Source organism: Actinomycetospora sp. NBC_00405 (genome assembly GCF_036044095.1).
GTDB classification, from domain to species: domain Bacteria; phylum Actinomycetota; class Actinomycetes; order Mycobacteriales; family Pseudonocardiaceae; genus Actinomycetospora; species Actinomycetospora callitridis.
Genome location: NZ_CP107938.1, coordinates 3530610 through 3556807, shown reverse-complemented (window position 1 = coordinate 3556807; position 26198 = coordinate 3530610). Strand labels below are relative to the sequence as shown.

Sequence of the window (26198 nt, the reverse complement as noted above, 5' to 3'; positions counted from 1 at the left end):
GTGTTCTCCTCGGAGTTCGGGGGGACGTCATCGAGTGTGCCCGTTCCGGGCGACGGAGGCGTCGAGCACCACCGTCGGCCCTCCGCCCGCCGCGTGCGGCGGCCAGGGCAGGGCGTCGGTCGCGGGGTTCCCGGTCCGGACGAAGCGCAGCCACGCCGCACGCATCACCGCGCCGAGCGGCTCGACGTCGGCGACCCAGTCGGCGCCGCGCAGCATCGGCGCGTCCTCCCAGGCGTCGCGCGCCCCGAACAGGAACGGCAGCTCGATGCAGTGGCACGCTCCGAGGTCGGACGCGGGCGCACGCCAGGCGAAGCGGTAGCTGAACGTCCGGGCACCGCTGCGGGCCGCGTCGTCCGCGAACCGCTCGGCCGGCGCCCCGAACACGCGCCGCGTCGCCAGCCCGGCGCCCGCCGAGGTGAGCCGCCCGAGCACCGGGAGGCGCCTGAGCCCCCACAGGGCCGGGCTGATGCGCACGAACGTCTCGGCCTCGTCGGCGGTCGACCCGACGAGCAGGTCGTGACCCGCCGACGCCGCGTCGGCCCAGGTGACCCCGGCCGACAGCGGCGGGACGCCGTCGACGGGGGCGAAGGCCGGCGACGAGTCGAGGCCGCCGGGTCCGGCCGCGCGGATCATCGCGTGGCGCTGCGCGTCGAGCAGGTCCTCGACCTCGGCGCTCGCCGGATCGGCGCCCCCGAGGCCCTCGGTCACGTACCCCGCGACGCGGGCGGCCCGCTGCGGGGACGACAGGCCGAGCCCGAGCTGGCCGCTCTGCAGGATCGCGCGCCGGAACAGCGGCCGGGCCTCGGGAACGGTCATGAGGCAGGCGATCGAGTGCGCGCCCGCGGACTGGCCCATCACCGTGACCTGGTCCGCGTCGCCACCGAAGGCGGCGATGCGGTCGCGCACCCAGCGCAGGGCGGCGATCTGGTCGAGCAGGCCGAGGTTGCCGTCGGACACCCCCGGCTCGGCGAGCCACCCCAGCACGCCGAGCCGGTAGCCCACGTTGACCGTGACGACCCCGTTCTCGCTGCCCTCGCTCACCAGCCGGCTGGTGTCGTACCAGGACGTCGCCGCCGACCCGATGACGTAGGCGCCGCCGTGCAGCCACACGAGCACGGGGCGCGGGACGCCGTCGGCGAGCGCCGCGGACGGGGCGCGCACGTCGACGCGCAGGCAGTCCTCGTCCTGCGGGGTGCCGTCGTCGGGCGAGGGCCCGGTGACGGCGGCGACCCGCGCGGGCAGCTGCGGCGCGGTCGGACCCCGCTCGACGGCCTCGCGGACGCCGGTCCACGGCTCCGGCGCGCGCGGCGGGGCGAACCGCGCCGCCGTGCCGTAGCGGATGCCGAGGAACTCGACGACGTCGCCACGCCGTCGACCGCGCAGCACGCCGTCGGGCAGCGTGACCGTCGGGTCGGCGACCGACGTGCTCACGCGTCGTGCCCATGTCCGTGGTGCTCCGTGAGGTGCTCGCCCAGCAGGTCGAGACCGAAGTCGTGGCCGGGGTCGCGCCACACCGAGTGCGCGTGGTTGACCGCGCGCTGGGTGTTGTCCCACTCCGCGAGCAGGCGCGGACCCTGCAGCCGGTAGTAGTGCGGCTCACCGCGCTCCGCGCCGCCCGCCCAGGCGAACGCGACCGCGTGCAGGGCGTCCCCATCGAAGCGGGCCCGCTCGCGCTCCACGATCCCGGGCGGCATGCGGCCGACGTAGGTCTCCAGCACCTCGCGCAGCATCGCCTGCTGGGCGGCGGTCATCTCGGCGGCCGACAGCCCACGAGGGGTCGCGGTGAGCTCGGTGGCCGCCCGATCGGCGTCGGTGACGCCCAGCTGGGCCTCGAGGTTGTCGTGCATCGACCACATGCGGTCCTCGAGCTCCTGCTCGAAGTGCCCGCGCCACAGGTCCGGCAGCGGGATCACCCGGTCGCCCGGGGCGGGCCGGACGCGGTTCCCGCCGATGATGTCGGGCGCCGCGGTGGGGGTGAGCACGGCGCGGGCGCGCTGATCGGCGTCGAGGGCGTGGAGCAGGTCGCGGGCGGTGTCCTCGACCGCGCCGAGCGGGCGCAGCTCCCGCCCCCCGAGCAGCGGCGAGGCCATCGGGTCGGCGCCGAGGAAACACGGACTGCCGGCGACGGCCTCGCCGTCGACGACGAGGTGGTGCACCGACACGTGGTGGCCGCCGAAGCGCCACGACCAGGGGCCGGGGCCGGTCGGGTCGCCGAAGACCCGCAGGTAGTACATGCCCGGATCGCGCCCACGGTCACGGGCGAAGCCGGCGGTGAACCCCTCGGTGCGGTCGAGGACGTTCTCCAGGCCCATGATCGTCGAGGCGCTGACGTAGGCCGCCTCGGACAGGCCCGTCGAGAGCAGGCGCATCGCCGCGCGCTGCTGGTGGGGCCGCTGCTGGTGGATCGTCAGGCCGCCGTGGTCGGTCGGCGTGTAGTACCAGCGCACCCGCTCGATGTCGGCGGCGTTCGAGCCCGGCCACGCCCAGACGCCGGTGGGGCGCTGCTCGTCGTCGAGGGCGTCGACCCACGCGGCGGCCGCCTCGGCCATGGCCGAGGCGACGATGCGCGGGGTCGCGGTGGAGGTCATTTGATCCGCTGCAGCTGGGTGATCACCAGCCCGTCGGCGCCGCCGACGAGGTACTCGTCGAGCTTGCCGGCGAACTCCACCAGGTGCCCGTTGCCCAGGTGCGCCTCGAGGTGCCCGGGGCTCGTCCAGTTCTCGTAGAAGAAGAACGTGGCCGGGTCGTCGACGGCGACGTGCAGGTCGTAGTTGACGCAGCCGTCCTCGGCGAGCGTCGGCTCGACGAGCTGCTCGAGCTCGGAGCGCAGCTGCTGCTCCTTGCCGGGCAGTGCGGTCATGCGCGCGATGACCGTGAGCAGGGTGCGGTCGTCGTCGGTGGGTGTCGGCACGGAGTCTCCCCGGGTGGTCGAGCAGGGTCTTCGTGACCCGTACCCGGGCCACGCGCGGGTCAGTCCCGACGTCCGCCGGGGTCCTCGTCCTCGGCCGTCCGCGAGCCCGTGCCGCCCTCCTCCTCGGAGACCGAGAGCTCCTCCTCGTCCTCGCCGGGCGACCCGACGGGGGCCTCGACGCCGTCGTCCTGTTCGTCGTCCTGCTGGTCGACGGGGCCGTCCTCGATGGGGCCGTCCTCGATGGGGCCGTCCTCGATGGGGCCGTCCTCGATGGGGCCGTCCTCGATGGGGCCGTCCTCGATGGGGCCGTCCTCGATGGGGCCGTCCTCGTGCGGACCGCCGACGGGCGGAGGACCGACCGGCGGCCCCGGGTTGGCCGACGGGGGATCCGCCGGCGGTGCGGGCGCGTTGGTGAGGGTGCGCGACGCCCGGATCGCCGAGCGCGCCCGCACCTGCTGGATGCCCACGAGGCCTGCACCCAGCAGGGCGGCGAGCACACCGAACACCGCCACCGCGAAGACCGTCGCGACGGCGCCCCCGAGGATCGCCAGCACACCCACGGCGATCCACACGTAACCGATCGTCCGCATCGTCGCGATGGTGGGCGGCGGTTCCGGCGGCTCGGTCATGCGCGCACTCCGGTCACGTCGTGTAGCCGGCCTTCTCGGCCCGCTCCAGGGACGCGCGGACCTCCTTCTCGGCCTCCGCGCGGCCGACCCACTCGTGGCCCTCGACCTTCTTGTCGGGCTCCAGCGCCTTGTAGACCTCGAAGAAGTGCTGGATCTCCATGCGGTGGTACTCGTCGAGGTGGTGGATGTCGCGCAGGTGCTCGAGGCGCGGGTCGTCACTGGGGACGCACAGCACCTTGTCGTCGCCGCCGGCCTCGTCGGTCATGCGGAACATCCCGATCGCGCGGCTGCGCACGAGGCAGCCGGGGAACGTCGGCTGCTGGACGAGGACGAGGGCGTCCAGCGGGTCGTCGTCCTGGCCGAGGGTGTTCTCGATGTACCCGTAGTCGGCGGGATACCGCGTTGCCGTGAACAGCGTCCGGTCGAGGCGCAGGCGCCCCGATTCGTGGTCCATCTCGTACTTGTTGCGGCTGCCCTGAGGCACCTCGACCAGCACGTCGAACTCCACCAGCTGCTCCCTCGCCGTCGTCGGGCCGCCAGTGTGTCGCGTCCGGCTGCCCGGCGCCCACCCCGGGCCCCGATCGGTCGTGTCGGCGGCTGCACTCCGTCGCCGCTGTGGACCTCGGGAAGGGGGTATACGTGACGGGGGGGTCGGGAGGTGGCGCTGATGGGCGTCTCGAGGCGGTTCGACGCGTTCCAGCGCCGACACCGGTGGGCCGCGCTGCCCCTCGCCGTCGTCTACAAGTTCCTCGACGACCAGGGCACCTACCTGGCCGCCCTCCTGACCTACTACGGCCTGGTCTCGCTGTTCCCCCTGCTGCTGCTCGGCGTCACGGGTCTCGGCTACGTGCTCCACGACGACCCGGCCGCCCAGCAGGCGGTGCTGTCGTCGGCGCTGCGCAACGTGCCGGTGATCGGCGACCAGATCCGCGACAACGTGCACACGCTGAGCGGGAGCGTGGCCGGTCTCGTCGTCGGTGTGGTCCTGGCCGTCTACGGCGCCCTGGGCGTCACCCACGCCGCGCAGCACGCGCTCGACGAGGTCTGGGCGGTGCCGAAGGCCGAGCGCGCGAGCATCGGGGTCGCCTACGGCAAGGGCGTGCTGGTCGTGGTGCTGGTCGGCTGCGGCGTGATGGTCACCGCCGGGCTCTCGACGCTGGCGACCGCCGCTGGCGAGACCACCGGACTCGGGGCGCTCGGCCGCGCGTCCGCGACCGTCGCCGGCACCCTCGTCAACATCGGCCTGTTCCTGCTGGCCTACCACCTGCTGCCGGCCCGGCCGGGGCGCCTGCGCGACCGCCTGGTCGCGGCGGTCGCCGCCGGGATCAGCTGGCAGGTGCTGCTGTCCGTCGGCACCTGGCTCGTCGGCACCCGCCTGCAGGGCGCGAGCGCGACGTACGGGTTCTTCGGGATCGTGATCGGCCTGCTGGCCTGGATCTACCTGGCGGCGTCGGTGTTCGTGCTCTGCGCCGAGCTCGACGCCGTCCTCGTGCGCCGGCTGCACCCCCGCAGCCTGTTCAGCATGTATCCCGACGACCGCGACACCACCGCGGCCGACCTGCGGGCCTACAAGTCCTACGCCGAGCAAGAGCGGCAGAAGGACCACCAGTCGGTCGACGTGAAGTTCGAGGAACCGGGCGGGCCCGGGTAGACGCACGACGGCCCGCGTTCCCCGGTGGGGAGCGCGGGCCGTGTCGTGTGCTGCTCGACGAGCGTCAGGCCTGCTTGATGGCCGAGATGTCGAACTCGAGGCCGATCTTGTCGGAGACGAGCACGCCACCGGTCTCGAGCGCGGCGTTGAAGGTGATGCCCCAGTCCTTGCGGTTGATCGTGGTGGCGCCCTCGAAGCCGGCGCGGACGTTGCCGAACGGGTCCTTGGCGAGGCCGGTGAACTCGAAGGGCACGGAGACCGGCTTGGTGGTGTCGCGGATCGTGAGGTCACCGGTGATCGTGAAGGTGTCGCCGTCCTTCTCGACCGAGGTCGAGCGGAAGGTGATCTCCGGGTAGACGTTCACGGCGAGGAAGTCGTCGCCCTGGACGTGCCCGTCGCGCTGCTCCTGGCCGGTGTTCAGGCTGTTGGCCGCGATGATGATCTCGACGCCCGAGCGGGTCGGGTCCTCGCCGATGCTCGCGTTGCCACGGAACTCGCCGAACGTGCCGCGCACCTTCGTGACCATGGCGTGGCGGGCGGTGAAACCGATGCGCGTGTGCGCGGGGTCGATCTGGTACTCGCCCACGAGCTCGAGGGTCGGCGCGGCGGTCTCGGTCATGTCGTCCTCCGAAGGGAGACTTGAAGCATCAACTGTCATGGCAGACTCTAGCACTCAAGGTTGAGACGTCAACTATTGGACGGTGCTGTGACCGGGGTCTCGCGAGGGGGAGTCAGGCGACGAGCGCGGCGATCTCGGTATCGGCGATGGCGACCGGGCCCGGCCAGCGGGCCGCCAGGGCGGCCGCGAGGGTCGCCGAGCCCGGGCCGAGCACCCGCACGGCGAGGCGCCGGCCCGCGAGACCGGTGGCGCTGGCGGCGAAGCGGGCGAGGGCGTCGGGCGTCCAGGCCGCGGCGCTCACCTCGACGACGACGTGCACGGTGCTCGTCGCGAGCAGGACGGCGAGCGCCTGGGCGGTGCTCGGCCACTGGCGGCCCCCGGGCGCGGAGCCGGCGGGGATCGTGACGGCCGCGGCGCCGCCGAGCTCGGCGGCCCGGGCCTGCGCGAGCATCGCGTCGAGGTCGCGCGTGCCCCCCGCGGGATCGGCCGTGGGATCGACCAGGCCGTGCAGCACGGGGTCGAGGCGCACGACGCGGGGCGGGGCGATGGTGGTCATGGTGACGAGCTCCAGGCAGTGATCGCGGGGGGAGCGCCGGGGAGGGGCGCAGGCGGGCACCGGCGGACGCGCGGGCGGGAGCGTCGTGGGGGGACGGATCCGGCGTTGGCCGCGGCGTCCTAGCGACAGAGCTCGTCGAAGCTGTCGAGGCGACGGCTCGGCCAGAACCGCTCGAGCGTCTCCCCGGACATGCGCGGGAGTCTGCCCCGACCCCGGGGGAGGGACAAGCGTTACCTTCGCCTCATGGAGTCCGCCGACCTCAAGCCCCGCAGCCGCGACGTCACCGACGGGTTGGAGCGGGCCGCGGCCCGCGGGATGCTGCGCGCGGTCGGGATGACCGACGACGACTTCGCGAAGCCCCAGATCGGCATCGCGTCGTCGTGGAACGAGATCACCCCTTGCAACCTGTCCCTGGACCGCCTGGCCACCGCGGCCAAGGAGGGCGTGCACCACGCCGGCGGCTTCCCGATGGAGTTCGGCACGATCTCCGTCTCGGACGGGATCTCGATGGGCCACGTCGGGATGCACTACTCGCTGGTCAGCCGTGAGGTCATCGCCGACTCGGTGGAGACGGTGGTGTCCGCCGAGCGCCTCGACGGGACGGTCACGCTGGCGGGCTGCGACAAGTCCCTGCCCGGCATGCTGATGGCGGCCGCGCGGCTCGACCTCGCGTCGGTCTTCCTCTACGCCGGCTCGATCATGCCGGGCACCGTGGACGGCAAAGAGGTGTCGATCATCGACGCCTTCGAGGCCGTCGGTGCCTGCGCCCGCGGGCTGATCACCCGCGAGAAGGTCGACGAGATCGAGCGCGCCATCTGCCCCGGCGAGGGCGCCTGCGGCGGCATGTACACCGCCAACACCATGGCCTGCGCGGCCGAGGCGATGGGCATGGCGCTGCCCGGCTCCTCGTCGCCGCCGAGCGCCGACCGCCGCCGCGACGGGTTCGCGCGGCAGTCCGGCGACGCGGTGGTGGGGATGCTGAGCCGCGGGCACACCGCCCGCGACGTCATGACGCGCGAGGCGTTCGAGAACGCGATCGCCGTGGTCATGGCGTTCGGCGGCTCCACCAACGCGGTGCTGCACCTGCTCGCGATCGCCCGCGAGGCCGGCGTCGACCTCGTGCTCGACGACTTCAACCGCATCGGCGACAAGGTCCCCCACCTCGCCGACGTCAAGCCGTTCGGGCGGCACATGATGACGACGGTCGACAAGGTCGGCGGCGTCCCGGTGGTCATGCGCGCCCTGCTCGACGCGGGCCTGCTGCACGGCGACGCCCTCACCGTCACCGGTCGCACCGTCGCCGAGAACCTCGACGCGCTCGCGCCCGGCCCGCTCGACGGCGACATCCTGCGTCCGCTGTCGAACCCGATCCACCCCACCGGCGGGCTGACGATCCTGCGCGGCTCGCTCGCGCCCGACGGCGCCGTGGTCAAGTCGGCGGGCTTCGACACCGCCTCGTTCGAGGGCACCGCCCGGGTCTTCGACGGCGAGCAGGGCGCCATGGACGCGGTGTCGAACAACGACCTGAACACCGGCGACGTCGTCGTCATCCGCGACGAGGGTCCGCGCGGCGGGCCCGGGATGCGCGAGATGCTCGCGGTCACCGGGGCGATCAAGGGCGCCGGGCTCGGCAAGGACGTCCTGCTGCTCACCGACGGCCGTTTCTCGGGCGGCACCACGGGGCTCTGCGTCGGGCACGTCGCCCCCGAGGCCGCGCACGGCGGTCCGATCGCGTTCGTGCGCGAGGGCGACCGCATCCGCCTCGACCTCACGGCGCGCACCCTGGATCTGCTGGTCTCGGACGAGGAGCTGTCCGAGCGGTCGGCCGGCTGGACCCCGCCGCCGCCCAAGCACCGCACCGGCGTCCTCGGCAAGTACGCCCGCCTCGTCGGCTCGGCGGCCGAGGGCGCCGTCGTGGGCTTTGACTGAACGGGCCCGCTTCGACGACCTGACCCCGCGCGACCTCTACGACCTGCTCGCCCTGCGGGTCCGGGTGTTCCCTATCGGCGTGCTCCCCTGATCTCCGAGCAGGAGTGCGCATTCCAGGAGCTCGACGGCCTGGACGCCGAGGCCGAGCACGTGTGGAGGCGGGGCCCGGACGGCGAGGTCGTGGCGTACCTGCGGATCCTCGAGGGCGACGGTGAGACGCGGATCGGGCGCATCGTCACCGCGCCCGAGCACCGCGGGACGGGCGCCGGGGCGGCCTTGGTGCGCGCGGTGCTCGCCGGCATCGCCGGCCCGGTCGTCCTCGGGGCCCAGGTACAGGCGCAGGGGTTCTACGCCCGCCTCGGCTTCGCCGTCGACGGCCCGGGTTACGACGAGGACGGCATCCCGCACGTCCCCATGCGGCGTCCCTGAGCGTTGACTCCGAACGTCCTCACAGCCGCCTCTCAGGACCCGCGCGGATCGTGGGGGACGTGGAACTCCTGCTCATCCTGCTCGTCGTCGGCGGTCTCATCGCCCTCGTGGCCACGCGCGGACGCGGCCGGGGCACCTCCGCCCAGAGTCAGCTCGGTGACGCCGAGGCCGAGGCCCGTCGCTGGTACGAGCGCCTGGGCGGCCAGGTGCTCAACCTCGTCGGGTCCGACGAGCCCTCGAAGCAGGCGCTCGCCGACGCCGCCGAGCGCTACACGGCCGCCGGCTCGCAGCTCGACCAGGCGACGAGCGCGCCGCAGTACCGCCTCGTCAGCGACACCGCCCTCGAGGGCCTCTACTACGTGCGCGCCGCGCGCACCGCCATGGGCATGGACCCCGGCCCCGAGCTCCCCGGCTCCGCCGAGCGCGCCCGCGCCGGAGAGCTCGCGTCCACGAGCGAGGTGGACGTCGACGGCCGCAGCGTCACCGGCTCGCCCCAGCCCTCGGCGCAGAACAACCACTACTACCCGGGCGGGATGGTCGGCGGACGGCCGGTGCCCGCCGGCTGGTACTCCGAGCCGTGGTGGAAGCCGATGCTCCTCGGCGGCGTCGGAGCCTTCGGCGGGATGATGGTCGCGAGCGCCCTGTTCTCGGGCTTCGGTGCCGCCGCGGTCGGCGGGAGCGCGTTGGCCGGATCTGCCTTCGCCGGAGACGGGGGCGGCGGGTTCGATCCGGGGATGGACCCGGGGATGGACCCGGGCATGGACCCCGGGGGCTTCGACGGTGGTGGCTTCGACGGTGGTGGCTTCGACGGTGGCGGCTTCTTCGACGGCTGGTGAGTCACCGTAGGCCGGGGGCGTCCCACCACGCGACGCCGTCGGCGAGCTGGTCGGCGTCGGGCGGGTCGAGGTCCGCGTCGAGCAGGGCGGCGAGGTAGACCCCGATGCCCGGCGCGAGCACGCGGCGCTCGTCCTCGTCCGGGCCGGCCACCAGCACCTGGCCCACCGTCCCGCCGGGCGGGGGGTCGAGGTCGACCATGAGGTGGTTGCCCCCGCCGTCCTCGGCGAGCGGCCACCACGGCGCCCGGGTGTACACGCGGTGCACCGGGTCGTCGCCGCGCACCGTGATCATGCTGTCGAAGTCCGCGGGCGCGTACGTCGCGCGGATGTCCGCCCACCCCTGCCAGGCCCGGCGCGCCCCGGCGAGGGACAGGAACTCGTGGCCGGGGAAGAGGTTGGTCCACGGGCCGCGGACGTAGCGCGTCTCGAGCTGGCCGTCGGCGATCCGGTAGAGCGCCGCGAGCTCGTCGGGGAACCCGCCCACGACCTCGGCCGCCGCCGCGATGACGTCGTCGCCGGCCGGCGGGCGCAGCATCGCCCGCGCGCCCCAGCCCCGCTCCTCGAGCCGGTCCACCCAGCGCCACCACAGAGCCTCGACGGTCACCGGCCCATCCTCCGACGGGCGTGCGGGCCGTCGAGCACCCACGCCACCAGCGCGCCCGCCCCGGGTGGCGCCGCGCCCTGCCCGAACCGGGCCCGGGCGACCGATCCGTCGTCGCGCGCGACCGAGAGCTCGTAGCCGAAGCCGTCCGCGACCGCGCTCGGCGCGCCGTCGACGAATTCGCACGCGTCGACCAGGCCGGTGAGCTCCGCGGCGGCGGGCGCGTCGAGGCCGGCGTCGTCCACCTCGGCGGTGAGCACCATCCCGGCGACGCCACCGGACCGGACGACGGTGACCCTCACAACGTCCTCATCGCGGGTCCGGAGGCAGGCGCACCTTGACCGCCTCCCACCCGCCGCGCACGGCGTCCTGCTCGGTGGAGCCGCCGCCGTAGCGCTCCCCGGCGACGGCCACGGTGAGGGCGGCGCAGTCCTCGAAGTCGGCGAACCGGGACAGCTCCCCGCCCGTGAGCACCTCGTACCAGACCGGGCCGAGCGTCGCCCACGCGTCGCCGCCCAGGGCGCGAGCCGCCTCGGCGAAGGCGCGGTTGGGAATGCCGGAGTTGATGTGCACGCCGCCGTTGTCGTTGCGCGGGTCGTCGTCGGCGGGCAGGTCGACGTAGGCGTCCATGTCGGCGGGCTGGTCGTCGCCGGCGTAGGCGGTGCCCGGCGCGATCATGTTGCGCAGCGCACCGCCGAGCGCCGGCTCGAGGATGTCCTCGCCGATGAGCCAGGACGCCGACGCCGCGTCGATGCCCTCGGCGCGGTGCTTGACGAGGATGCCGAAGACGTCGGAGAACGACTCGTTGAGCGCCCCGCTCTGACCGCGGTACTCCAGGCCCGCGCTGAACTGCGTGACGCCGTGCGTGAGCTCGTGGGCGATGACGTCGATCGCGCGCGTCAGCCCGCCCGGCACGAACACCCCGCCCCCGCCGTCGCCGTAGACCATCTGGTCGCCGGTCCAGAACGCGTTGTCGTAGCGCTGCCCGAAGTGCACGGACGACACGAGGTCGAGGCCCCGGCCGTCGACGGAGTCGCGGTCGAACTCCTCGCGGTAGAAGTCCGCGGTCGTCGCGGCGCCGTCGAACGCCTCGTCGACCGCGGCGTCGCCGGTGGGTGGATCGGTGGTGCCCCGGACGAGCCGCCCGGGCAGGGCCTGCTCCTCGCCGCCCGCGACGTCGTAGACCGAGTTCTCCGGGCCGGTGTCCGGCGCCTGCGCGGGGAGGAAGTCCAGGTCGGCGGGGGAGAGCCCGAAGCGGAGCAGCGTCGGGCCGAACGAGGAGCGCCGGGACCGCAGCGCCACCGACGTCAGCAGCGTGCGCAGGGCCGCGTCCCGCGTCTCGGCGTCGCCCTGCTCGGCGACCGTCAGCAGCAGGGAGGGCGGTGCGATCGTGCACCGGCAGCGGTTCACGACGGTCAGTGTGCCGGAGGACACCGGGCGTTCCGGCCCCGTTCGGCCCCGGTGTCACACCCGTACGCACCGTCTCTGGGACACTGGAATCGTACAGGGCGCCGCCGATGGCGCCCGTGGGTCGTCAGCACACCGCATTCCTCGCGCGGTCCCCCCTCCACGACGGACGGGCCGGCGCTCGCGGCCCCTCGCTCCCGTGGAGAGGTTCCCCGACATCCCGACGACGTCTGCTCCCCGTTCCGCCCCGACCTTCACCGACCTCGGCGTCCCCCGCGACGTCGTGGACGCGTTGGCCGCGCGCGGGATCACCGAGCCCACCCCCATCCAGCGCGAGGCGATCGCCGACGCGCTGGCCGGCCGCGACGTGCTCGGTCGCGGCCGCACCGGCAGCGGCAAGACCCTCGCGTTCGGTCTGCCGCTGCTCACGCGCCTGACCAGCGGTCGCACCGTCTCGAAGCGTCCGCGCGGCCTCGTGCTGCTGCCGACGCGCGAGCTCGCGAGCCAGGTCCGCGACGCGCTGGCCCCGCTCGCCGAGATCCTCGGCCTGCGCCAGACCGTCGTCTACGGCGGCGTCGGCCAGGGTCGCCAGGCCGACGCGCTCCGCCAGGGCGTCGACCTGCTGATCGCCTGCCCCGGCCGTCTCGAGGACCTCATCGGCCAGGGTCTCGTCGACCTCGACCGCGTCGAGGTCACGGTGCTCGACGAGGCCGACCACATGAGCGACCTCGGCTTCCTCCCCGCGGTCCGCCGCCTGCTGCGCCGCACGCCCCGCGACGGGCAGCGGATGCTGTTCTCGGCGACCCTCGACGGCGAGGTCGACCGTCTGGTGCGCGAGTTCCTGCACGACGCGGTGACGCACAGCGTCGACGCGGCCGAGGAGCCCGTGCCGGACATGACGCACCACCTCTTCACGGTGGCGCCCGCGGACCGCAACGCCGTGGTGCAGGAGCTGGCCTCGGGCCACGGCCGCAGCATGATGTTCACCCGCACCAAGCACGCGGCGCGCAAGCTCTCGCGCCAGCTCACGGCCGCGGGCATCCCGGCCACGGAGCTGCACGGCAACCTCTCGCAGCCCGCGCGCGACCGGAACCTGGCGGGCTTCTCCGCAGGCGACGTCCGCGTGCTGGTCGCCACCGACATCGCCGCGCGCGGCATCCACGTCGACGACGTCGCCCTGGTGGTGCACGTCGACCCGCCCGCCGAGCACAAGGCGTACACCCACCGCTCCGGGCGCACGGCGCGCGCCGGGTCGGCCGGGGACGTGGTCACGCTGGTGCCGCCGACCGAGCGGGCCGAGGTCGCGTCGATGACGCGCAAGGCCGGGATCAAGGCCAAGCCCGTCGACGTCGGCCCCGGCGCGCGCGAGATCGTGGCGCTCGTCGGTGAGCCCGCGCCCCGCGTCGACCCCGAGGACGGCCCGGCGGCCGCGTCGCGCAAGCCCGCGCCGCAGCCGGCCGGTGGGTCCGGTGGCGGGTCGCGCCGTGGCGACGGCTCCGGGCGCGGTCGTGGTGGCGGCGGCGCTCCCGGCGGCTCGGGCGGCGGCGCCCGTGGCAGCTCCGGTCGGGGCCGCGGCGGCGCCGGCGGCGGTGCTCCTTCTGGCTCCGGCGGGCGCGGTGGTTCGGGCGGTCGTGGCTCCGGCGCGACCGGCGGCTTGGGAGGCGGCGGCGGCCGTCGCACGGCCGGCTCGAGCGGCGGCCCGTCCTCGTCGTCGCACTCCGCGGCGGCGCACTCGGCCCGCTCGGGCGCGGGTCGTGGTCGGGGCGGCTCCCGCTAGTTTCGGGCGTTCCTTACCGTGTGTAGCTGATTGCTGGGCCGAACGAGTGGCTCTGCTTTGCTGTGCGCGGTCGGAGCGGGCAACAGTGCGTCGACACGCACGGCTGTGCGTGACCACCATGCTCACGCTCGGAGGTCGTCGTGGGGGACACGTGGGGCATCTCCGGCCCGGCGTTCCTGGGGATCTTCGTCCTGCTCCTCCTCGGCGCCGGACTCGTCGCCCCGCTGGCGCTCGACCGCCGGGTCGCGCGCGCCGACGCCGGGGGTGGGCATCACGGATGCAAGCCCTGCGTCCTCGCCGGCGCTGAACGCCAGGAAATCCGCTTCGATCGCGCATGACGAGCCCGCGAGACCTGATGGTCTCGCGGGCGTCGTCCTCCCCGCCGATCAACGGGGAGTTCGTGCGCTTAGAAGCAGCGAACAGCACGTTCGCTGCGTCAGGAGGCGCGCGTCAGGCGGCCGGGGCCTCCGGGGTCTCGGTGGATTCCGCCTCCTCCGCCGCCGGGACGCCGTCGATGGCGATGCGGCGGGCGCCGGGCTCGGTGGCCTCGGCATGGGCGCCGGTGACGCGCACCGTCAGGACGCCGGCGTCGTACGACGCGGAGACCGCGTCGGCGTCGACGTGCCCGGGCAGCGTGAAGCTGCGACGGAACGAGCCGTAGCGGCTCTGGCGGTAGCCCTCGCCGGCCTGCTCGTCGCGACGCTCGCCGCGGACGGACAGGCGGTCGCCGTCGACCTCGACGGTGACGTCCTTCGCCACGTCCACGCCCGGGAGCTCGAGGCGGACGACGGCGTCGTCACCCTCGCGCACCACGTCGGTGGTCGGGGCGTACCAGGGCGTCCCGCGGCTCGGGGTGGGGCGGCGGAACAGGGCCGGGGCGACGGCGAACGGGTCGACGAAGCGCGGGCCCCAGGGGATCAGCGTGCTCATGGTGGTTCCTCCTCGGTGGGTGAAGGCGGCCCGACCTTGCGGACCCTCGACTCATTCAACATGAGCCGACCACGCTCAATTCCCGGGCTCGAGGATGCGGATTCCCTGGCGTTGAGTGCCAGCGAGGACGCAGGGCTTGCGCGCAACGCGTGCACCCGCCCCTACGGCGCCCGGCCGTCGCGGACGTCGGCGTAGCGGGCGCGGACCTGCTCGGAGATCGAGGCGTCGGTGACGTCGCGGCTGGTCTCGCGGGCCACGGTCCAGCCCGGCTCCTCGCCGTGCAGGGCCCACGCGGCCTGGCGGGCGGCCCCGAGGGCCACGTACTCCTGCGGCGAGAGCACCTCGACGGGCAGGCCGAGCACCTCGGGGGCGAGGTCCGCCACGGCCCCGGAGCGCGAGCCGCCGCCGATCAGCAGGGCCCGCCGCGCCGGCACCCCCTGGTCGATCAGCGCGTCGACGCAGTCGGCCAGCCCGCACAGCATCCCCTCGACGGTGGCGCGGGCGAGGTTCTCTCGGGTGCCGTTGGCCGTCGTCAGCCCGACGTAGCGACCCCGGGCGTCGGGCCGGTCGGGGGTGCGCTCGCCGTCGAGGTAGGGCAGCAGGACCAGGCCGTCCGCGCCCGGCGAGGCGGCACGCGCCAACGCGTCGAACTCGTCCGGGTCCACGCCCAGCAGCGCCGCGCCGACCCCGAGCACGCGGGCGGCGTTGAGGGTCGCGAGCAGCGGCAGGTAGCCGCCGCGGGCGTCGGCGAACCCGGCGACGAGCCCCGAGGCGTCGGTGCTCGGCCGGTCGTGGCCCGTGAACACCGCGCCCGAGGTGCCGATCGAGATCACCACCTCGCCCTCGGCCGGGCCGATGGCCAGCGCCGCGCCCGCGTTGTCCCCGGTGCCCGCCGACACGGCGAGCCCGTCCGGCGTGTGCCCGACGACCTCGCCCGGCTCCGCGACCCGCGGCACCTCGAGCGCGCGTCCGAACGCCATCTCGAGCAGGTCGGGGCGGTACTCGCCGGTGACCGTCGACCAGTAGCCGGTGCCCGAGGCGTCGCCGCGATCGGTGGTCGCGTCGGCGGGGGAGCCGCGCAGCCGCCAGGTCAGCCAGTCGTGGGGCAGCAGGATCCGGCGCGCGCGGGCGGCGACGTCCGGCTCGGCGCGGGAGGTCCAGCGCAGCTTGGTGGCGGTGATGCTCGCGACCGGGACGGTGCCCACCGCCTCGGCCCACGCGGCGGCCCCGCCGAGCTCCTCGATCAGCGCCGTGGCGTCCGGGGCGGACCGGGTGTCGTTCCACAGCAGCGCGTCGCGCACCGGCTCGCCGTGCTCGTCGAGCAGCACCATCCCGTGCTGCTGGCCCGCGACCCCGATCGCCGCGACGTCGCTGGTGCCGACCTCGCCGAGTGCACCCGCCAGCGCGTCCCACCACGCCCGGGGATCGACCTCCGTGCCGTCCGGGTGCGGACGCCGGGCCTCCCGCACCACCCGCCCGTCCTCCGGATCGACGACGAGGACCTTGGTGGCCTGGGTGGAGGAATCGACCCCGGCGACGTACCGCGCTGAACCCGCCATGGCCGCAGTATCCCCATGCCGAGCGCCACCCGCGCCGCCGCTGCTTGTATCGCTCTACAACTTCTCGGTACGGTCACAGGACTGAACCCCACGACGAAGGAGTGCCGACGATGAGCACGGAGACGACGACCGAGGTCCTGGCGGTGTCGAGGACGATCGACGCGCCGGTCGCGACGGTGTTCGGGGTGCTCGCCGACCCGGCCCACCACGCCGCGATCGACGGCACCGGCTGGGTGCGCGAGCCGCTGGAACCCGCCACCCTCACCGAGGTCGGGCAGATCTTCGGCATGGGATGTACCACGCCAACCACCCCGACGGCGACTACCGCATGCACAACCGCGTCGAGGTGCTCGACCCGCCGCGGAGCATCGCCTGGCAGCCCGGCCAGTACGGGCCGGACGGCGAGATCGGCTACGGCGGCTGGTCGTGGCGCTACGACCTCGCCGAGGAGGGCGCGGCGGCCTGCCGGGCGACGCTGACCTACGACTGGTCGACCGTGCCGGCGTTCCTGCGCGAGCACATCGCGTTCCCGCCCTTCGGCGAGGACCACCTGACCCGGTCCCTGGACAACCTCGCCGCCCTGGCCGAGGCCGCTAGGTAGAGCCCGGACACCCGCAGGACTCCCGGACGACCAGCCGGGGCAGCAGGCGGCGCGTGGTCGGCGGGGCGTCCGGCGTGGCGATCCGGTCGAGGAGCAGCCGCACCGCGGTGGTCGCGATCTCGTCGAAGGGCTGGGCGGCGACGGTCAGCCGGGGCGCGAAGAGGTCGGCCCACGCGAAGTCGTCGAACGCGGCGACGGCGACGTCACGGGGTACCTCGAGGCCGGCGTCGCGCAGGGCCTGCATCACCCCGATGGTCATGCTGTTGTTGCCCGCGACGATCGCGGTCGGCCGGTCGTCGAGCGCGACCAGGCGGTGTGTCGCCCGGCGCGCGGCGACCGTCTCGGAGGCGCCGCCGACCTCTAGCTCGGGGTCGACGGGCAGGCCGCGCGAGCGCAGCGCGTCGCGGTAGCCCTCGCGCCGCTCGGTGGTGGTCGACAGCCCCTCCAGGCCGGCCACCAGCCCGATCCGGGTGTGCCCGTGGTCGGCGAGGTGGCCGGTGAGCCCCGCGGTGGACGCCCGGTTCTCCGGACCCACCTGGTCGTGCCCGGCGTCGATGAGCCGGTCGAGCAGCACCGTCGGCACCTGGTGGCGGGCGAGGTAGGCGAGGGTGTCGTCCGGGCGTGCGCTCGGGGCGAGGACCACGCCGTCGACGCGGTGGTGGTGCAGGCGCGTGACGACGGTCAGCTCGTAGTCCGGGTCCTCGTGGGGGTCGACCAGCAGCAGCGTGTAGCCCGCCGCGGCGGCCGCCGACTCGGCCGCGCTGAGCAGCTCGCCGAAGTACGGGTTGGAGATCGCCGAGAGCACCAGGCCCATCGTCGTGGTGCGCGCCGTCGCGAGGGACCGCGCGACCGTGTTCGGCGTGTAGTGCGTCGCCGCCACCGCGGAGAGCACCTGCTCACGGGTCGAGGCGCGGACCGGCCGCGTCCCGTTGAGTACGTGGGAGACGGTCGCGGTGGAGACACCCGCCATGCGCGCGACATCCGCCATCGTGGCCATGCCCGGCTCCCGTCCTCCGGCCCGCGCTCGCGAGGGGCCGTCCGTTCATCGGAGAGTTGTACCCCGAACGACCCGTCGTCGCTCCTGTGTGAACTCGACACGGATCCGGACCGAATCTGACGCTGTTAAGCGCTTGCTACTGACGGAGGGTGCCTTTACGGTCACCAGACCGCCAGTGGCCCACGTCACGGACCCCGGCGGCAGGGGTCGGCGACGGGGCGGGAGGCGGCGGATGCGCGGCGCGGCGCGAGGACGGGGACTCCGGAGGGGCCCGGCGGTGCTCGGGGCGCTGCTCGCGAGTCTGGCGCTGGTCGCCGGATGCTCGGGCGCGGGCGCGCTCGGCGCCGAGGAGGGCGTCGAGACCGTCACCGTCGCGATCGTGTCCAACCCCCAGATGGAGGACGCGATCTCACTCTCGCCGCAGTTCGAGGCGGAGAACCCCGGGATCCGGCTGCGCTTCGTCTCGCTCTCCGAGAACGAGGCCCGCGCCAAGATCACCGCGTCGGTCGCCACCGGCGGCGGCGAGTTCGACATCGTGATGATCTCGAACTACGAGACCCCGCAGTGGGCGCAGAACGGCTGGCTGACCAACCTCCAGCCCTACATCGACGCCACGCCCGGCTACGACGCCGCCGACTTCGTCCCGACGGTGCGCGACTCGCTGTCCTTCCAGGGATCGATGTACTCCGTGCCGTTCTACGGCGAGTCGTCCTTCCTCATGTACCGCAAGGACCTGTTCCAGCAGGCCGGCATCCAGATGCCCGCGCAGCCGACGTGGCCGCAGGTCGCCGAGTTCGCCGCCCGGCTCGACCAGGGCGAGGGCCAGCGACGCGGTATCTGCCTGCGCGGCAAGCCGGGCTGGGGCGAGGTCATGGCCCCGCTCGACACCGTCATCAACACCTTCGGCGGCCGCTGGTTCGACCCGCAGTGGCGGGCGCAGCTGACCTCCCCGGAGGTACGCCAAGCCGTGCAGTTCTACGTCGACCTCGTCCGCCAGCACGGCGAGCCGGGCGCGTCGCAGGCCGGGTTCTCCGAGTGCGCGACGCAGTTCGGCCAGGGCCAGGTCGCCATGTGGTACGACGCGACGTCGGCCGCCGGCACCGTCGAGGACCCCGCGGAGTCGACCGTCGCCGGGCAGATCGGGTACGCGCCCGCCCCCGTCGTCGCCACGCCGTCGTCGGGCTGGCTGTACTCCTGGTCCCTCGCCATCCCGGAGACCTCCCCGCGCAAGGACGCGGCGTGGAAGTTCATGTCCTGGATGACGAACAAGCAGTACATCGAGCGCGCCGGCAACGACCCCGAGATCGGGTGGACCTCGGTGCCGCCGGGCTCCCGTCAGTCGACGTACGACATCCCCCAGTACCAGCAGGTGTCGGGCGCCTACGGGCCACTGATCCTGCAGGGCCTGCAGCGGGCGAACCCGCAGCAGCCGACCGTGCAGCCGGTGCCCTACCAGGGCGTGCAGTTCGTCCGCATCCCCGAGTTCCAGGACCTCGGCACCCGGGTGAGCCAGCAGGTCAGCGCGGCCATCGCCGGTCAGATCACCGTGGACGAGGCGCTCGAACAGTCCCAGAACTACGCGGAGACGGTGGGGGAGAGCTACCAGCGATGACCGCCACAGTGGAAGAACGTTCCGCACCCCCGGCCAACGTCGGCGGCGCCGCGATGATCGACCGCGCCGAGGGGTGGCGGCGGCGCGCGCCGCTGCTGCCCGCGCTGGTCTTCACGATCATCGTCACGCAGATCCCGTTCATCCTGACGCTGTTCTACTCGCTGCAGTCCTGGAACCTCGTCCGGCCGGGGTCGCAGGAGTTCGTGTGGTTCGCGAACTACGTCGACGTCTTCACCGACAGCCAGTTCCGCCAGGTCGCGCTCAACACCGTGGTCATGACGCTGGGCTCGGTGCTCATCGCGGTGGTGCTGGGCCTCCTGCTGGCGCTGCTGCTCAACAGGCAGTTCGTCGGGCGCGGCGTGGTGCGCACGCTGCTGATCACGCCGTTCCTCATCACCCCGGTGGCGGCGGCGCTGCTGTGGCGCACGGTGCTGCTCGACCCGACGCTCGGCCTCGTCAACTTCGTGCTCTCGCCGTTCGGGGCCTCGGGCACCGAGTGGATCAGCCAGTTCCCGCTGGCCTCGGTGATGGCCGCCCTGGTGTGGCAGTGGACGCCGTTCATGATGCTGCTGCTGCTCGCGGGCCTGCAGAGCCAGCCGTCCGACCAGCTCGAGGCCGCGCGGGTGGACGGCGCGAGCGCGTGGTCGGTGTTCCGTGAGCTGACGCTGCCGCACCTGCGCCGCTTCATCGAGCTCGGCGTGGTGCTCGGGACGATCTACCTGGTCAACACCTTCGACACCGTCTACATGATGACGCAGGGCGGCCCGGGCGTCGCCAGCGCGAACCTGCCGTTCTACATCTACCAGCGCGCGTTCCTCGGCTTCGACATCGGCCAGTCGGCCGCAATGGGCGTCGTCGTCGTGATCATCACGCTGATCGCGGCGAGCTTCGCGCTGCGCCTGCTGTTCCGGAGCTTCAGTGGCGAGGAGGAGCTGACCTGATGGCGATCACGACGGACACTCCCACCGACGAGCGCGCGTCGACGACGGACGAGGGCCAGACCCCGCGCAAGCAGCGCCGGAGCGCGGCCAACGTCTGGTTCGGCGTCATCGCCTGGATCGTCGGCATCGCGTTCTTCTTCCCGGTCTTCTGGATGGTGCTGACGTCCTTCAAGACGGAGGCGGACGCCTACACGCCCACGCCGAAGCTCTTCTTCCAGCCGACCCTGGAGCAGTACGAGGGCGTGTTCTCCTCGGGCCTCGGGCCGTACATCGCGAACTCCGTGGCGGCCACCGTGCTGTCCACGGTCTTCGTGCTGCTGCTCGGCGTCCCGGCCGCGTTCGCGCTGTCGCTGCGCCCGGTGAAGAAGACGTCCGACGTCCTGTTCTTCTTCATCTCGACGAAGATGCTGCCGGTGGTCGCGGCCATCGTGCCGATCTACGTCGTGGTCAACCAGATCGGCATGCTGGACAACATCTGGACGCTGATCATCCTCTACACGGGGATGAACCTGCCGATCGCGGTCTGGATGATGCGGTCGTTCTTCCTCGAGGTCCCCGGCGAGCTCCTCGAGCAGGCCAGCATCGACGGCGCGCCGCTGTGGCGGACGCTGCGCGAGATCGTCCTGCCGATCATCTCGCCCGGCATCTTCGCCACCGCGCTGATCTGCGTGATCTTCGCGTGGAACGAGTTCTTCTTCGCGGTGAACCTCACCGCCGCCAACGCCGGCACGGTGCCGGTCTTCCTGGTCGGGTTCATCACCTCGGAGGGCCTCTACTGGGCCCAGCTCTCCGCGGCGGCGACCATCGCGGCGCTGCCCGTCGTCCTCGCGGGCTGGGTGGCGCAGAACAAGCTGGTGCAGGGCCTGTCGTTCGGCGCGGTCAAGTAGCGGTCGAGTAGGGGAGTCTTCAGACATGGCCGAAGTGGTGTTCGACGAGGCCTCACGCATCTACACCCCGGGCGCGAAGCCGGCGGTCGACAGGCTCAGCCTGACCGTCGCCGACGGCGATCTCGTCGTCCTCGTGGGGCCCTCGGGCTCGGGGAAGTCGACGGCGCTGCGGATGCTGGCGGGGCTCGAGCCGATCGACGCGGGCTCGGTGCGCATCAACGGGCGCGACGTCGTCGACGTCCAGCCGAAGGACCGGGACATCGCGATGGTGTTCCAGAACTACGCGCTCTACCCGTCGAAGACGGTCGCGGAGAACATGGCCTTCCCGCTGAAGATGCGCGGGATGGAGAAGGAGGAGCGGGGTCAGCGTGTGCGCCAGGCCGCCGAGATGCTCGGGCTCACCGACTACCTCGACCGCAAGCCGAAGGCGCTCTCCGGCGGCCAGCGCCAGCGCGTCGCGATGGGCCGGGCGATCGTCCGCGAGCCCCAGGTCTTCCTCATGGACGAGCCGCTGTCCAACCTCGACGCGAAGATGCGCGTGCAGACCCGCGCGCAGATCGCCGAGATGCAGAACCGCCTGGCGGTGTCGACGGTCTACGTCACCCACGACCAGGTCGAGGCGATGACGATGGGCGACAAGGTCGCCGTCCTTGCCGACGGCAAGCTGCAGCAGTACGCGACGCCCCCGGAGCTCTACGACCGTCCGGCCAACGCCTTCGTCGCGGGGTTCATCGGCTCCCCGGCGATGAACCTGCTCGAGCTGCCGCGCTCGTCGAGCGGGGTCAGCCTCGGCGGCATCGAGATCCCGCTGACCCGCGAGGTCACGGACGCCGCCGGCTCCCGGGACAAGCTCACCGTCGGCATCCGGCCCGAGGACTGGGTGCTGGAGAGCACCGACGCGGACGCGGGCTCGGTGGTCAAGGCCGTCGTCGACGTCGTCGAGGAGCTCGGCAGCGAGTCCTACCTCTACGCCCACCTCGCCGAGGACACCGCCACCACGATCGTGGTCCGCGGTCCGGGCCGCGTGAAGGTCCGCTTCGGCGACCCGATCGCGGTGCGCCCGACCGCCGAGGCGCTGCACGTCTTCGACGTCGAGAGCGGCGAGCGCCTGGACTGAGGGGCTGCAGGAGTGTCAGCGGCGTGGCGCCGCAGACACTGAGTGTCCGTAGGGCCACGCACTCGAGGTCGCTCGCCGGGAAATCGGTCGCGTCCTGTGGGCTGAACGCCCTACCGTGCGCGCCGTGATCCAGCAGCAGCTCTACGGCTGACGAGGCCGTGACGTCGCCGCCGGCCCGGTCCGGCGGGACTCACCCCTGCCCTCGTCCATCCCTGCTCCTGGGAGTCCCCATGGCTCATGTCCTGATGGTCGGCGCCGGCGCGCACGGCCACACCCATCCGCACCTGCCCGTCGTCGCCGAGCTCGTCACGCGCGGTCACCGGGTCACCTACGCGATCTCCGCGCCCTTCGCCGAGATGGTGGCGGCCACGGGCGCGACGCCGCTGGTCCACACGTCCGTGCTGCCCGACCAGAACGCCGGCGAGCAGTGGCCGACCGACCCCGTCGACGGCACCGCACTGTTCCTCGACGAAGCGGTGCACACGTTGCCACAGATCGAGACGGCGCTGGGTGACGACGTCCCGGACGTCGCGCTCTACGACATCGGCGGCTACCCCGCGATCGTGCTCGCCCGGCGCTGGGCCATCCCCGCGGTGCAGCTCTCGCCGGCGATGGTCGCGTGGGACGGGTACGAGTCCGACCTCGCCGACGACCTCGCGTTCCGGCAGACGCCGGGGTACCGGGCGTACCTCGCGCGGTTCTCGGCGTGGCTCGCGGAGTCCGGGATCGACGACGAGCCCGAGCAGCTCGTCGGGCGGCCGCGCCGCTCGATCGTCGAGATCCCGCGGGCGCTGCAGCCGTTCGCCGACCGCGTCGACGAGACGATCTACACGTTCGTGGGGCCCGACCTTGCGCGGCGGGCGGCGCAGGAGGAGTGGCCGGAGCCGGCGCGGCCGCTCGTCCTCGTCTCGTTCGGCTCGGCGTACCACGACCACCCCGGCGACTTCCGGGCCTGCGCCGAGGCGTTCGGCCCGCTGCCGTGGGAGGTGGTGCTGGCGGTCGGCCCGCACCTCGACCTCGAGGCGCTGGGCGAGCTGCCGCCGAACGTCACCGCGCACCGGTGGGTGCCGCAGCTCGGGGTGCTCGGGCGCGCGAGCGCGTTCGTCACCCACGCCGGCATGGGCGGGTGCGCCGAGGGGCTCTTCCAGGGCGTGCCGATGATCGCGGTGCCGCGTGCGGTCGACCAGTTCGGCAACGCCGCGATGCTCGAGGCGCTCGGGGTGGCGCGCGCGATCCCGTCGGAGGAGGTCACCGCCGACCGGCTCCGGGAGGCCCTGCTGGAGCTGACGTCGTCGTCCGACGTGGCCGCGCGCTTGGCCGAACAGCGCAACGTGATCCGCCGCGGCGGCGGGGCCCCGGCCGCCGCTGACGTCGTGGAGGCGGAGCTCGCGCGGTAATGCGGTGTCAGCGGAGTGCCGTCACGGACATCCAGTGTCCGTATCGGTACGTCGATCACCGGCCGGCGAGGACGGCGCGGTGATCGACGGAAGAATACGGACGTCCAGTGTCTGCGACGGCACTCCGCTGACATCAAGCTCCGGTCAGGAGACGCCCTCGGGCGCGGCGCCGGTGACCTGCACGCCGTCAGCGGTGATCTTCTCGATCTCGGCGAGGTCGTCGGCCGACAGCGCCACGTCGACGGCGGCCAGCGAGCGCTCGATGTTCTTCTCCGACCGCGCACCGACGATGGCGACGTCGATCCCGTCCTGGGCGAGCACCCAGGCGATCGCCAGCTGCGAGACCTCGACGCCCTTGTCGGCGGCGAACGACTTCAGCCGATCGATGACCTCGAGGTTCTGCCGGAACTTCTCGCCCTGGAACGCCGAGGCCTGCGCGCGCCAGTCGGAGTCCTCGAACGTCGTGTTCTCGTCCATGGAACCGGTCAGCAGGCCCGAGCCCAGCGGCGAGTACACGAGCGTGCCGATGTCGTGCTCGCGCACGTACGGGAGCACGCCGTCCTCGATGTGGCGGCGGAACAGGTGGTACGGCGGCTGCAGGGTCTCCACCGGGCGGCGACGGTCGAACGCGGCCATCTGGTCGGCGTCGTAGTTCGACACGCCGACGTGCCGGATCTTGCCCTCGTCGACCAGCTCCTGCAGGTACCCGGCGGTGTCCTCGAACGGCGTCTGCTCGTCGGGCCAGTGCACCTGGTAGAGGTCGATGTGGTCGATCTTCATCGCCTTCAGGGAGGACTCGACGCCCGAGCGCAGCCACTCGCGGCGCGAGTCCCGCGGCCGGTCGGTGCCCGGGTTGATGCCGCCCTTGGTCGCGATCACCACCGAGTCCCGAGCGCGGTCCAGCTCACCGCGCAGCGCGTTGGCCAGGACCTCCTCGGACTCGCCGAACCCGTAGGCCTGGGCGGTGTCGAAGAAGTTCACCCCCAGGTCGAGGGCGTGGCGGATGGCGCGCTGCGCCTGGTCGGCGTCGTAGGAACCCCACTCGCCCGAGACCTGCCAGGTGCCGAACGCGATCCGCGACACCTGCAGCTCGGTCTTGCCCAGTCTCGTCATCTGCATCCTGTCGCGTACCCGCCTCCCGGAGCGGTTGAACGACGGACGAACCCGACGGGCGGGGGGTGTGCGTCACCCCGAGATGTAGGCCTCGAGCTGGTCGCGGTGCTCCTCGAGCTGGTCGATCCGGGTCTTCACGACGTCACCGATGCTGACGATCCCTGTCAGTCTCTCCTGGTCGTCGACCACCGGGATGTGACGGATCCGCCGCTCGGTCATGGTGCGGCTCAGGGTCTGGACGTCGTCCTCGAGCCGGCAGGTCGCCACGACCGTCGTCATGATCTCGGAGACCGGCGCCTCGAGGAGGCTCGCACCCCGGTGGTGCAGGTGACGCACCACGTCGCGTTCGGACACGATCCCGGCCAGTCGGTCGCCCTCGCAGACGACCGCCGCGCCGACGTTGCGCTCGGCGAGCACCTCCAGGAGGTTCGACACCGGGGCGTCGGGCGGCACGGTGAGCACGGCTGATCCCTTGCGCGCGATGAGGTCCGCGATGCGCATGGCCGGTCCCTTCGTCGGGTTCGCGACGGGTCCGAGAATGGCAGGAACCGTCCGGGTTCGGCCAGACCCGGACGGTCACGACCGGGCCAGGAGCACGGCCACTCCCAGCAACGGCGCCACGAGCGCGGCCACGAGCACGGGCAGGCCGACCCAGACCGACCCGGTGCCGACGATCGCGAGCACCCCGAGCGCGACCCCCTCCGATCCCAGCCCGGCGACCGAGGTGACCGTGGCGCGGGCGTCGCCCGTCACCTCGTCCTGCACCCGGGTCTCGACGACGACCAGCAGCATCTGCAGCACGCCCCACCCGAGCGCGATCGCCGCGAACCCGGGCCCGAGCGGCAGCAGCGCGCCCGCCCCGACCGTCACCGCAGCGACGGCCAGCAGCCCGCCGAGCACCGGCCCGCGGGCGCGGGCGACCCGGCCGGCGAGCGCGACGCAGAGCGTCTCCGCGACGCCGACCCCGACGAGGGCGAGCGCGGTCGTCGCCGGCGAGGCGCCCCGGTCGGCGGCGAGCAGGGGCAGGTACTCGTCGAACGCCATGAACCCGGTGAGCAGCGTGGTGACGAGCACCGCGCGCCGCAGGAGCGCCGTCCGGGACACGTCGGCGAGGCCGTCGCGCAGCGTCGTCCACCACTCGGCGAGGGCGTCGCGCGACGTCGTCCGTTCGCTCGGTGCCCGCGGCTCCTCGGGCAGGGTGAGCGCCAGGAGGCCGGCGCCCAGCCCGGCGGCGGCCCCGACGAGACCGGGCAGGACGTAGCCGCCGATCTCCACCAGCGGCGCGGCGAGTGCCGTGGCGACGAGGGTGCTGGCGAGGTAGCCCGAGCGCGCGCGACCCATGAGCGTGGCGTAGCGGTCGGTGGCGTTCCAGCCGGCGAGCGCGTCGTAGGTCAGCGCCTCGAGCGTCCCGGAGCCCAGCGCGGTGCCGACGCCCCAGAGCACGAAGCCCAGCGCGAACACCCACGTGCCCGGGAACAGCACCCACAGGGCGAACGCCACCGCGGCGAGGGCGTTGGACGCGGCGAGCATCCGGCGCCGGGAGGTCACGTCGGCCCAGGCGCCCGAGGGCACCTCGAGGACCAGCGTCGTCACCGACCAGAGCGCGAACAGCGCCGAGATCGCGGCGTCGGAGAGACCGTGGTCGGCGAAGAGCAGCGCGTAGAGCGGGTAGAGCGGTACGAACTGGCCGAGCGCCTCG

At 73.3% G+C, this 26198-nt stretch carries 27 protein-coding genes and 2 pseudogenes; 13 read left to right on the top strand and 16 right to left on the bottom strand.

All coding sequences use genetic code 11. From position 1 onward, the window contains the following. Nucleotides 1-27: 27 nt before the first annotated feature. Genes OG774_RS17540 through OG774_RS17530 form a run of 3 tightly spaced genes read right to left on the bottom strand, consistent with a single transcriptional unit; the run spans nucleotide 28 to nucleotide 2911 of the window. A complete protein-coding gene (locus tag OG774_RS17540; protein ID WP_328302733.1) occupies nucleotides 28-1431 on the bottom strand; it encodes a carboxylesterase/lipase family protein in 1404 nt (467 codons plus the stop codon). Continuing rightward, complete coding sequence (locus tag OG774_RS17535; protein WP_328302731.1) at nucleotides 1428-2588, bottom strand: DUF3500 domain-containing protein; 1161 nt, start codon at nucleotides 2586-2588, stop codon at nucleotides 1428-1430. The genes OG774_RS17540 and OG774_RS17535 overlap by 4 nt, the downstream gene beginning before the upstream one ends. Continuing rightward, entirely contained in the window at nucleotides 2585-2911 is a 327-nt protein-coding gene (locus OG774_RS17530) for a putative quinol monooxygenase (RefSeq protein WP_328302729.1), read from the bottom strand. Before OG774_RS17530 ends, OG774_RS17535 begins: the two co-directional genes overlap by 4 nt. On the opposite strand from OG774_RS17530, the pseudogene OG774_RS29845 reads away from it, so the two are divergent. After that, nucleotides 2902-3189 (top strand): annotated as a pseudogene (locus OG774_RS29845) (hypothetical protein); the annotation flags it as partial. The gene OG774_RS17530 and the pseudogene OG774_RS29845 sit on opposite strands and share 10 nt — an antisense overlap. Nucleotides 3190-3553: 364 nt before the next feature. On the opposite strand, the gene OG774_RS17520 reads toward OG774_RS29845, so the two are convergent. After that, entirely contained in the window at nucleotides 3554-4048 is a 495-nt protein-coding gene (locus tag OG774_RS17520; RefSeq protein WP_274188418.1) for an inorganic diphosphatase, read from the bottom strand. 159 nt (nucleotides 4049-4207) lie between these two features. Here OG774_RS17520 and OG774_RS17515 point away from each other — a divergent pair, with 159 nt between their 5' ends. Then, nucleotides 4208-5191: a YihY/virulence factor BrkB family protein gene (locus tag OG774_RS17515; RefSeq protein WP_328302725.1), complete on the top strand. Its 984-nt coding sequence runs from the start codon at nucleotides 4208-4210 to the stop codon at nucleotides 5189-5191. 64 nt (nucleotides 5192-5255) lie between these two features. On the opposite strand, the gene OG774_RS17510 is transcribed toward OG774_RS17515, so the two are convergent. Both OG774_RS17510 and OG774_RS17505 read right to left on the bottom strand, forming a co-directional pair. After that, nucleotides 5256-5810 carry a YceI family protein gene (locus OG774_RS17510; protein WP_328302723.1) on the bottom strand — a complete coding sequence of 185 codons (555 nt, stop codon included), beginning with the start codon at nucleotides 5808-5810 and terminating at the stop codon, nucleotides 5256-5258. A gap of 112 nt (nucleotides 5811-5922) precedes the next feature. Further along, nucleotides 5923-6366, bottom strand: a complete 444-nt coding sequence (locus OG774_RS17505) for a hypothetical protein (RefSeq protein ID WP_328302721.1) — start codon at nucleotides 6364-6366, stop codon at nucleotides 5923-5925. A gap of 243 nt (nucleotides 6367-6609) precedes the next feature. Here OG774_RS17505 and ilvD point away from each other — a divergent pair, with 243 nt between their 5' ends. The 3 genes from ilvD to OG774_RS17490 all read left to right on the top strand — a co-directional run bounded on the left by ilvD (nucleotide 6610) and on the right by OG774_RS17490 (nucleotide 9560). After that, nucleotides 6610-8295, top strand: a complete 1686-nt coding sequence (gene ilvD / locus OG774_RS17500; protein ID WP_328302719.1) for a dihydroxy-acid dehydratase — start codon at nucleotides 6610-6612, stop codon at nucleotides 8293-8295. Between the two features lie 150 nt (nucleotides 8296-8445). Beyond that, nucleotides 8446-8724: a GNAT family N-acetyltransferase gene (locus OG774_RS17495; protein WP_328302717.1), complete on the top strand. Its 279-nt coding sequence runs from the start codon at nucleotides 8446-8448 to the stop codon at nucleotides 8722-8724. Nucleotides 8725-8774: 50 nt separating this feature from the next. Beyond that, nucleotides 8775-9560, top strand: coding sequence for a hypothetical protein (locus OG774_RS17490; RefSeq protein WP_442873887.1), 786 nt, complete (start codon nucleotides 8775-8777; stop codon nucleotides 9558-9560). A 1-nt stretch (nucleotide 9561) separates the two neighbouring features. On the opposite strand, the gene OG774_RS17485 is transcribed toward OG774_RS17490, so the two are convergent. The 3 genes from OG774_RS17485 to OG774_RS17475 are packed head-to-tail and all read right to left on the bottom strand — an operon-like array spanning nucleotide 9562 to nucleotide 11571. Then, on the bottom strand, nucleotides 9562-10164 hold the full coding sequence (locus tag OG774_RS17485) for an SMI1/KNR4 family protein (protein WP_328302715.1): 603 nt from the start codon (nucleotides 10162-10164) through the stop codon (nucleotides 9562-9564). Further along, the gene (locus tag OG774_RS17480; protein WP_328302713.1) at nucleotides 10161-10463 is read right to left on the bottom strand and encodes a protealysin inhibitor emfourin; all 303 of its coding nucleotides are present in this window, start codon (nucleotides 10461-10463) and stop codon (nucleotides 10161-10163) included. Before OG774_RS17480 ends, OG774_RS17485 begins: the two co-directional genes overlap by 4 nt. Before the next feature lie 7 nt (nucleotides 10464-10470). Further along, nucleotides 10471-11571, bottom strand: coding sequence for a M4 family metallopeptidase (locus OG774_RS17475; RefSeq protein ID WP_328302711.1), 1101 nt, complete (start codon nucleotides 11569-11571; stop codon nucleotides 10471-10473). Nucleotides 11572-11767: 196 nt separating this feature from the next. On the opposite strand from OG774_RS17475, the gene OG774_RS17470 reads away from it, so the two are divergent. Then, nucleotides 11768-13345: a DEAD/DEAH box helicase gene (locus tag OG774_RS17470; protein ID WP_328302709.1), complete on the top strand. Its 1578-nt coding sequence runs from the start codon at nucleotides 11768-11770 to the stop codon at nucleotides 13343-13345. A 140-nt stretch (nucleotides 13346-13485) separates the two neighbouring features. Beyond that, a complete protein-coding gene (locus OG774_RS17465) occupies nucleotides 13486-13683 on the top strand; it encodes a hypothetical protein (protein ID WP_328302707.1) in 198 nt (65 codons plus the stop codon). Nucleotides 13684-13795: 112 nt separating this feature from the next. On the opposite strand, the gene OG774_RS17460 is transcribed toward OG774_RS17465, so the two are convergent. The 3 genes from OG774_RS17460 to OG774_RS17450 all read right to left on the bottom strand — a co-directional run bounded on the left by OG774_RS17460 (nucleotide 13796) and on the right by OG774_RS17450 (nucleotide 16093). Continuing rightward, on the bottom strand, nucleotides 13796-14275 hold the full coding sequence (locus OG774_RS17460; protein WP_328302705.1) for an Hsp20/alpha crystallin family protein: 480 nt from the start codon (nucleotides 14273-14275) through the stop codon (nucleotides 13796-13798). A gap of 161 nt (nucleotides 14276-14436) precedes the next feature. Further along, nucleotides 14437-15834, bottom strand: a complete 1398-nt coding sequence (gene xylB, locus OG774_RS17455; RefSeq protein WP_328302703.1) for a xylulokinase — start codon at nucleotides 15832-15834, stop codon at nucleotides 14437-14439. Nucleotides 15835-15907: 73 nt separating this feature from the next. Next, the gene (locus OG774_RS17450; RefSeq protein ID WP_328302701.1) at nucleotides 15908-16093 is read right to left on the bottom strand and encodes a hypothetical protein; all 186 of its coding nucleotides are present in this window, start codon (nucleotides 16091-16093) and stop codon (nucleotides 15908-15910) included. 33 nt (nucleotides 16094-16126) lie between these two features. On the opposite strand from OG774_RS17450, the gene OG774_RS17445 reads away from it, so the two are divergent. Further along, nucleotides 16127-16435 (top strand): hypothetical protein, encoded by a 309-nt coding sequence (locus tag OG774_RS17445; protein ID WP_328302699.1) that lies wholly within the window; start codon nucleotides 16127-16129, stop codon nucleotides 16433-16435. Here OG774_RS17445 and OG774_RS17440 read toward each other — a convergent pair. Beyond that, entirely contained in the window at nucleotides 16428-17432 is a 1005-nt protein-coding gene (locus OG774_RS17440; RefSeq protein WP_328302697.1) for a LacI family DNA-binding transcriptional regulator, read from the bottom strand. The genes OG774_RS17445 and OG774_RS17440 overlap by 8 nt on opposite strands. A gap of 232 nt (nucleotides 17433-17664) precedes the next feature. On the opposite strand from OG774_RS17440, the gene OG774_RS17435 reads away from it, so the two are divergent. The 5 genes from OG774_RS17435 (at nucleotide 17665) to OG774_RS17415 (ending at nucleotide 23386) form a co-directional block, all read left to right on the top strand. Continuing rightward, a complete protein-coding gene (locus tag OG774_RS17435; protein ID WP_328302695.1) occupies nucleotides 17665-19044 on the top strand; it encodes an ABC transporter substrate-binding protein in 1380 nt (459 codons plus the stop codon). Continuing rightward, on the top strand, nucleotides 19041-19985 hold the full coding sequence (locus OG774_RS17430) for a carbohydrate ABC transporter permease (RefSeq protein ID WP_442873886.1): 945 nt from the start codon (nucleotides 19041-19043) through the stop codon (nucleotides 19983-19985). The genes OG774_RS17435 and OG774_RS17430 overlap by 4 nt, the downstream gene beginning before the upstream one ends. Next, a complete protein-coding gene (locus tag OG774_RS17425; protein ID WP_328302693.1) occupies nucleotides 19985-20872 on the top strand; it encodes a carbohydrate ABC transporter permease in 888 nt (295 codons plus the stop codon). The genes OG774_RS17430 and OG774_RS17425 overlap by 1 nt, the downstream gene beginning before the upstream one ends. Before the next feature lie 25 nt (nucleotides 20873-20897). Further along, nucleotides 20898-21989 carry an ABC transporter ATP-binding protein gene (locus OG774_RS17420; RefSeq protein ID WP_328302691.1) on the top strand — a complete coding sequence of 364 codons (1092 nt, stop codon included), beginning with the start codon at nucleotides 20898-20900 and terminating at the stop codon, nucleotides 21987-21989. Nucleotides 21990-22219: 230 nt separating this feature from the next. Further along, complete coding sequence (locus tag OG774_RS17415; protein ID WP_328302689.1) at nucleotides 22220-23386, top strand: macrolide family glycosyltransferase; 1167 nt, start codon at nucleotides 22220-22222, stop codon at nucleotides 23384-23386. A gap of 144 nt (nucleotides 23387-23530) precedes the next feature. On the opposite strand, the gene OG774_RS17410 is transcribed toward OG774_RS17415, so the two are convergent. The 3 genes and pseudogenes from OG774_RS17410 to OG774_RS17400 form a co-directional block, all read right to left on the bottom strand. After that, the gene (locus tag OG774_RS17410) at nucleotides 23531-24499 is read right to left on the bottom strand and encodes an aldo/keto reductase (protein WP_442873885.1); all 969 of its coding nucleotides are present in this window, start codon (nucleotides 24497-24499) and stop codon (nucleotides 23531-23533) included. 72 nt (nucleotides 24500-24571) lie between these two features. After that, entirely contained in the window at nucleotides 24572-25000 is a 429-nt protein-coding gene (locus OG774_RS17405; RefSeq protein ID WP_328302686.1) for a CBS domain-containing protein, read from the bottom strand. Nucleotides 25001-25075: 75 nt separating this feature from the next. Further along, nucleotides 25076-26179, bottom strand: a pseudogene (locus OG774_RS17400) (MFS transporter); the annotation flags it as partial. Nucleotides 26180-26198 lie beyond the last annotated feature (19 nt).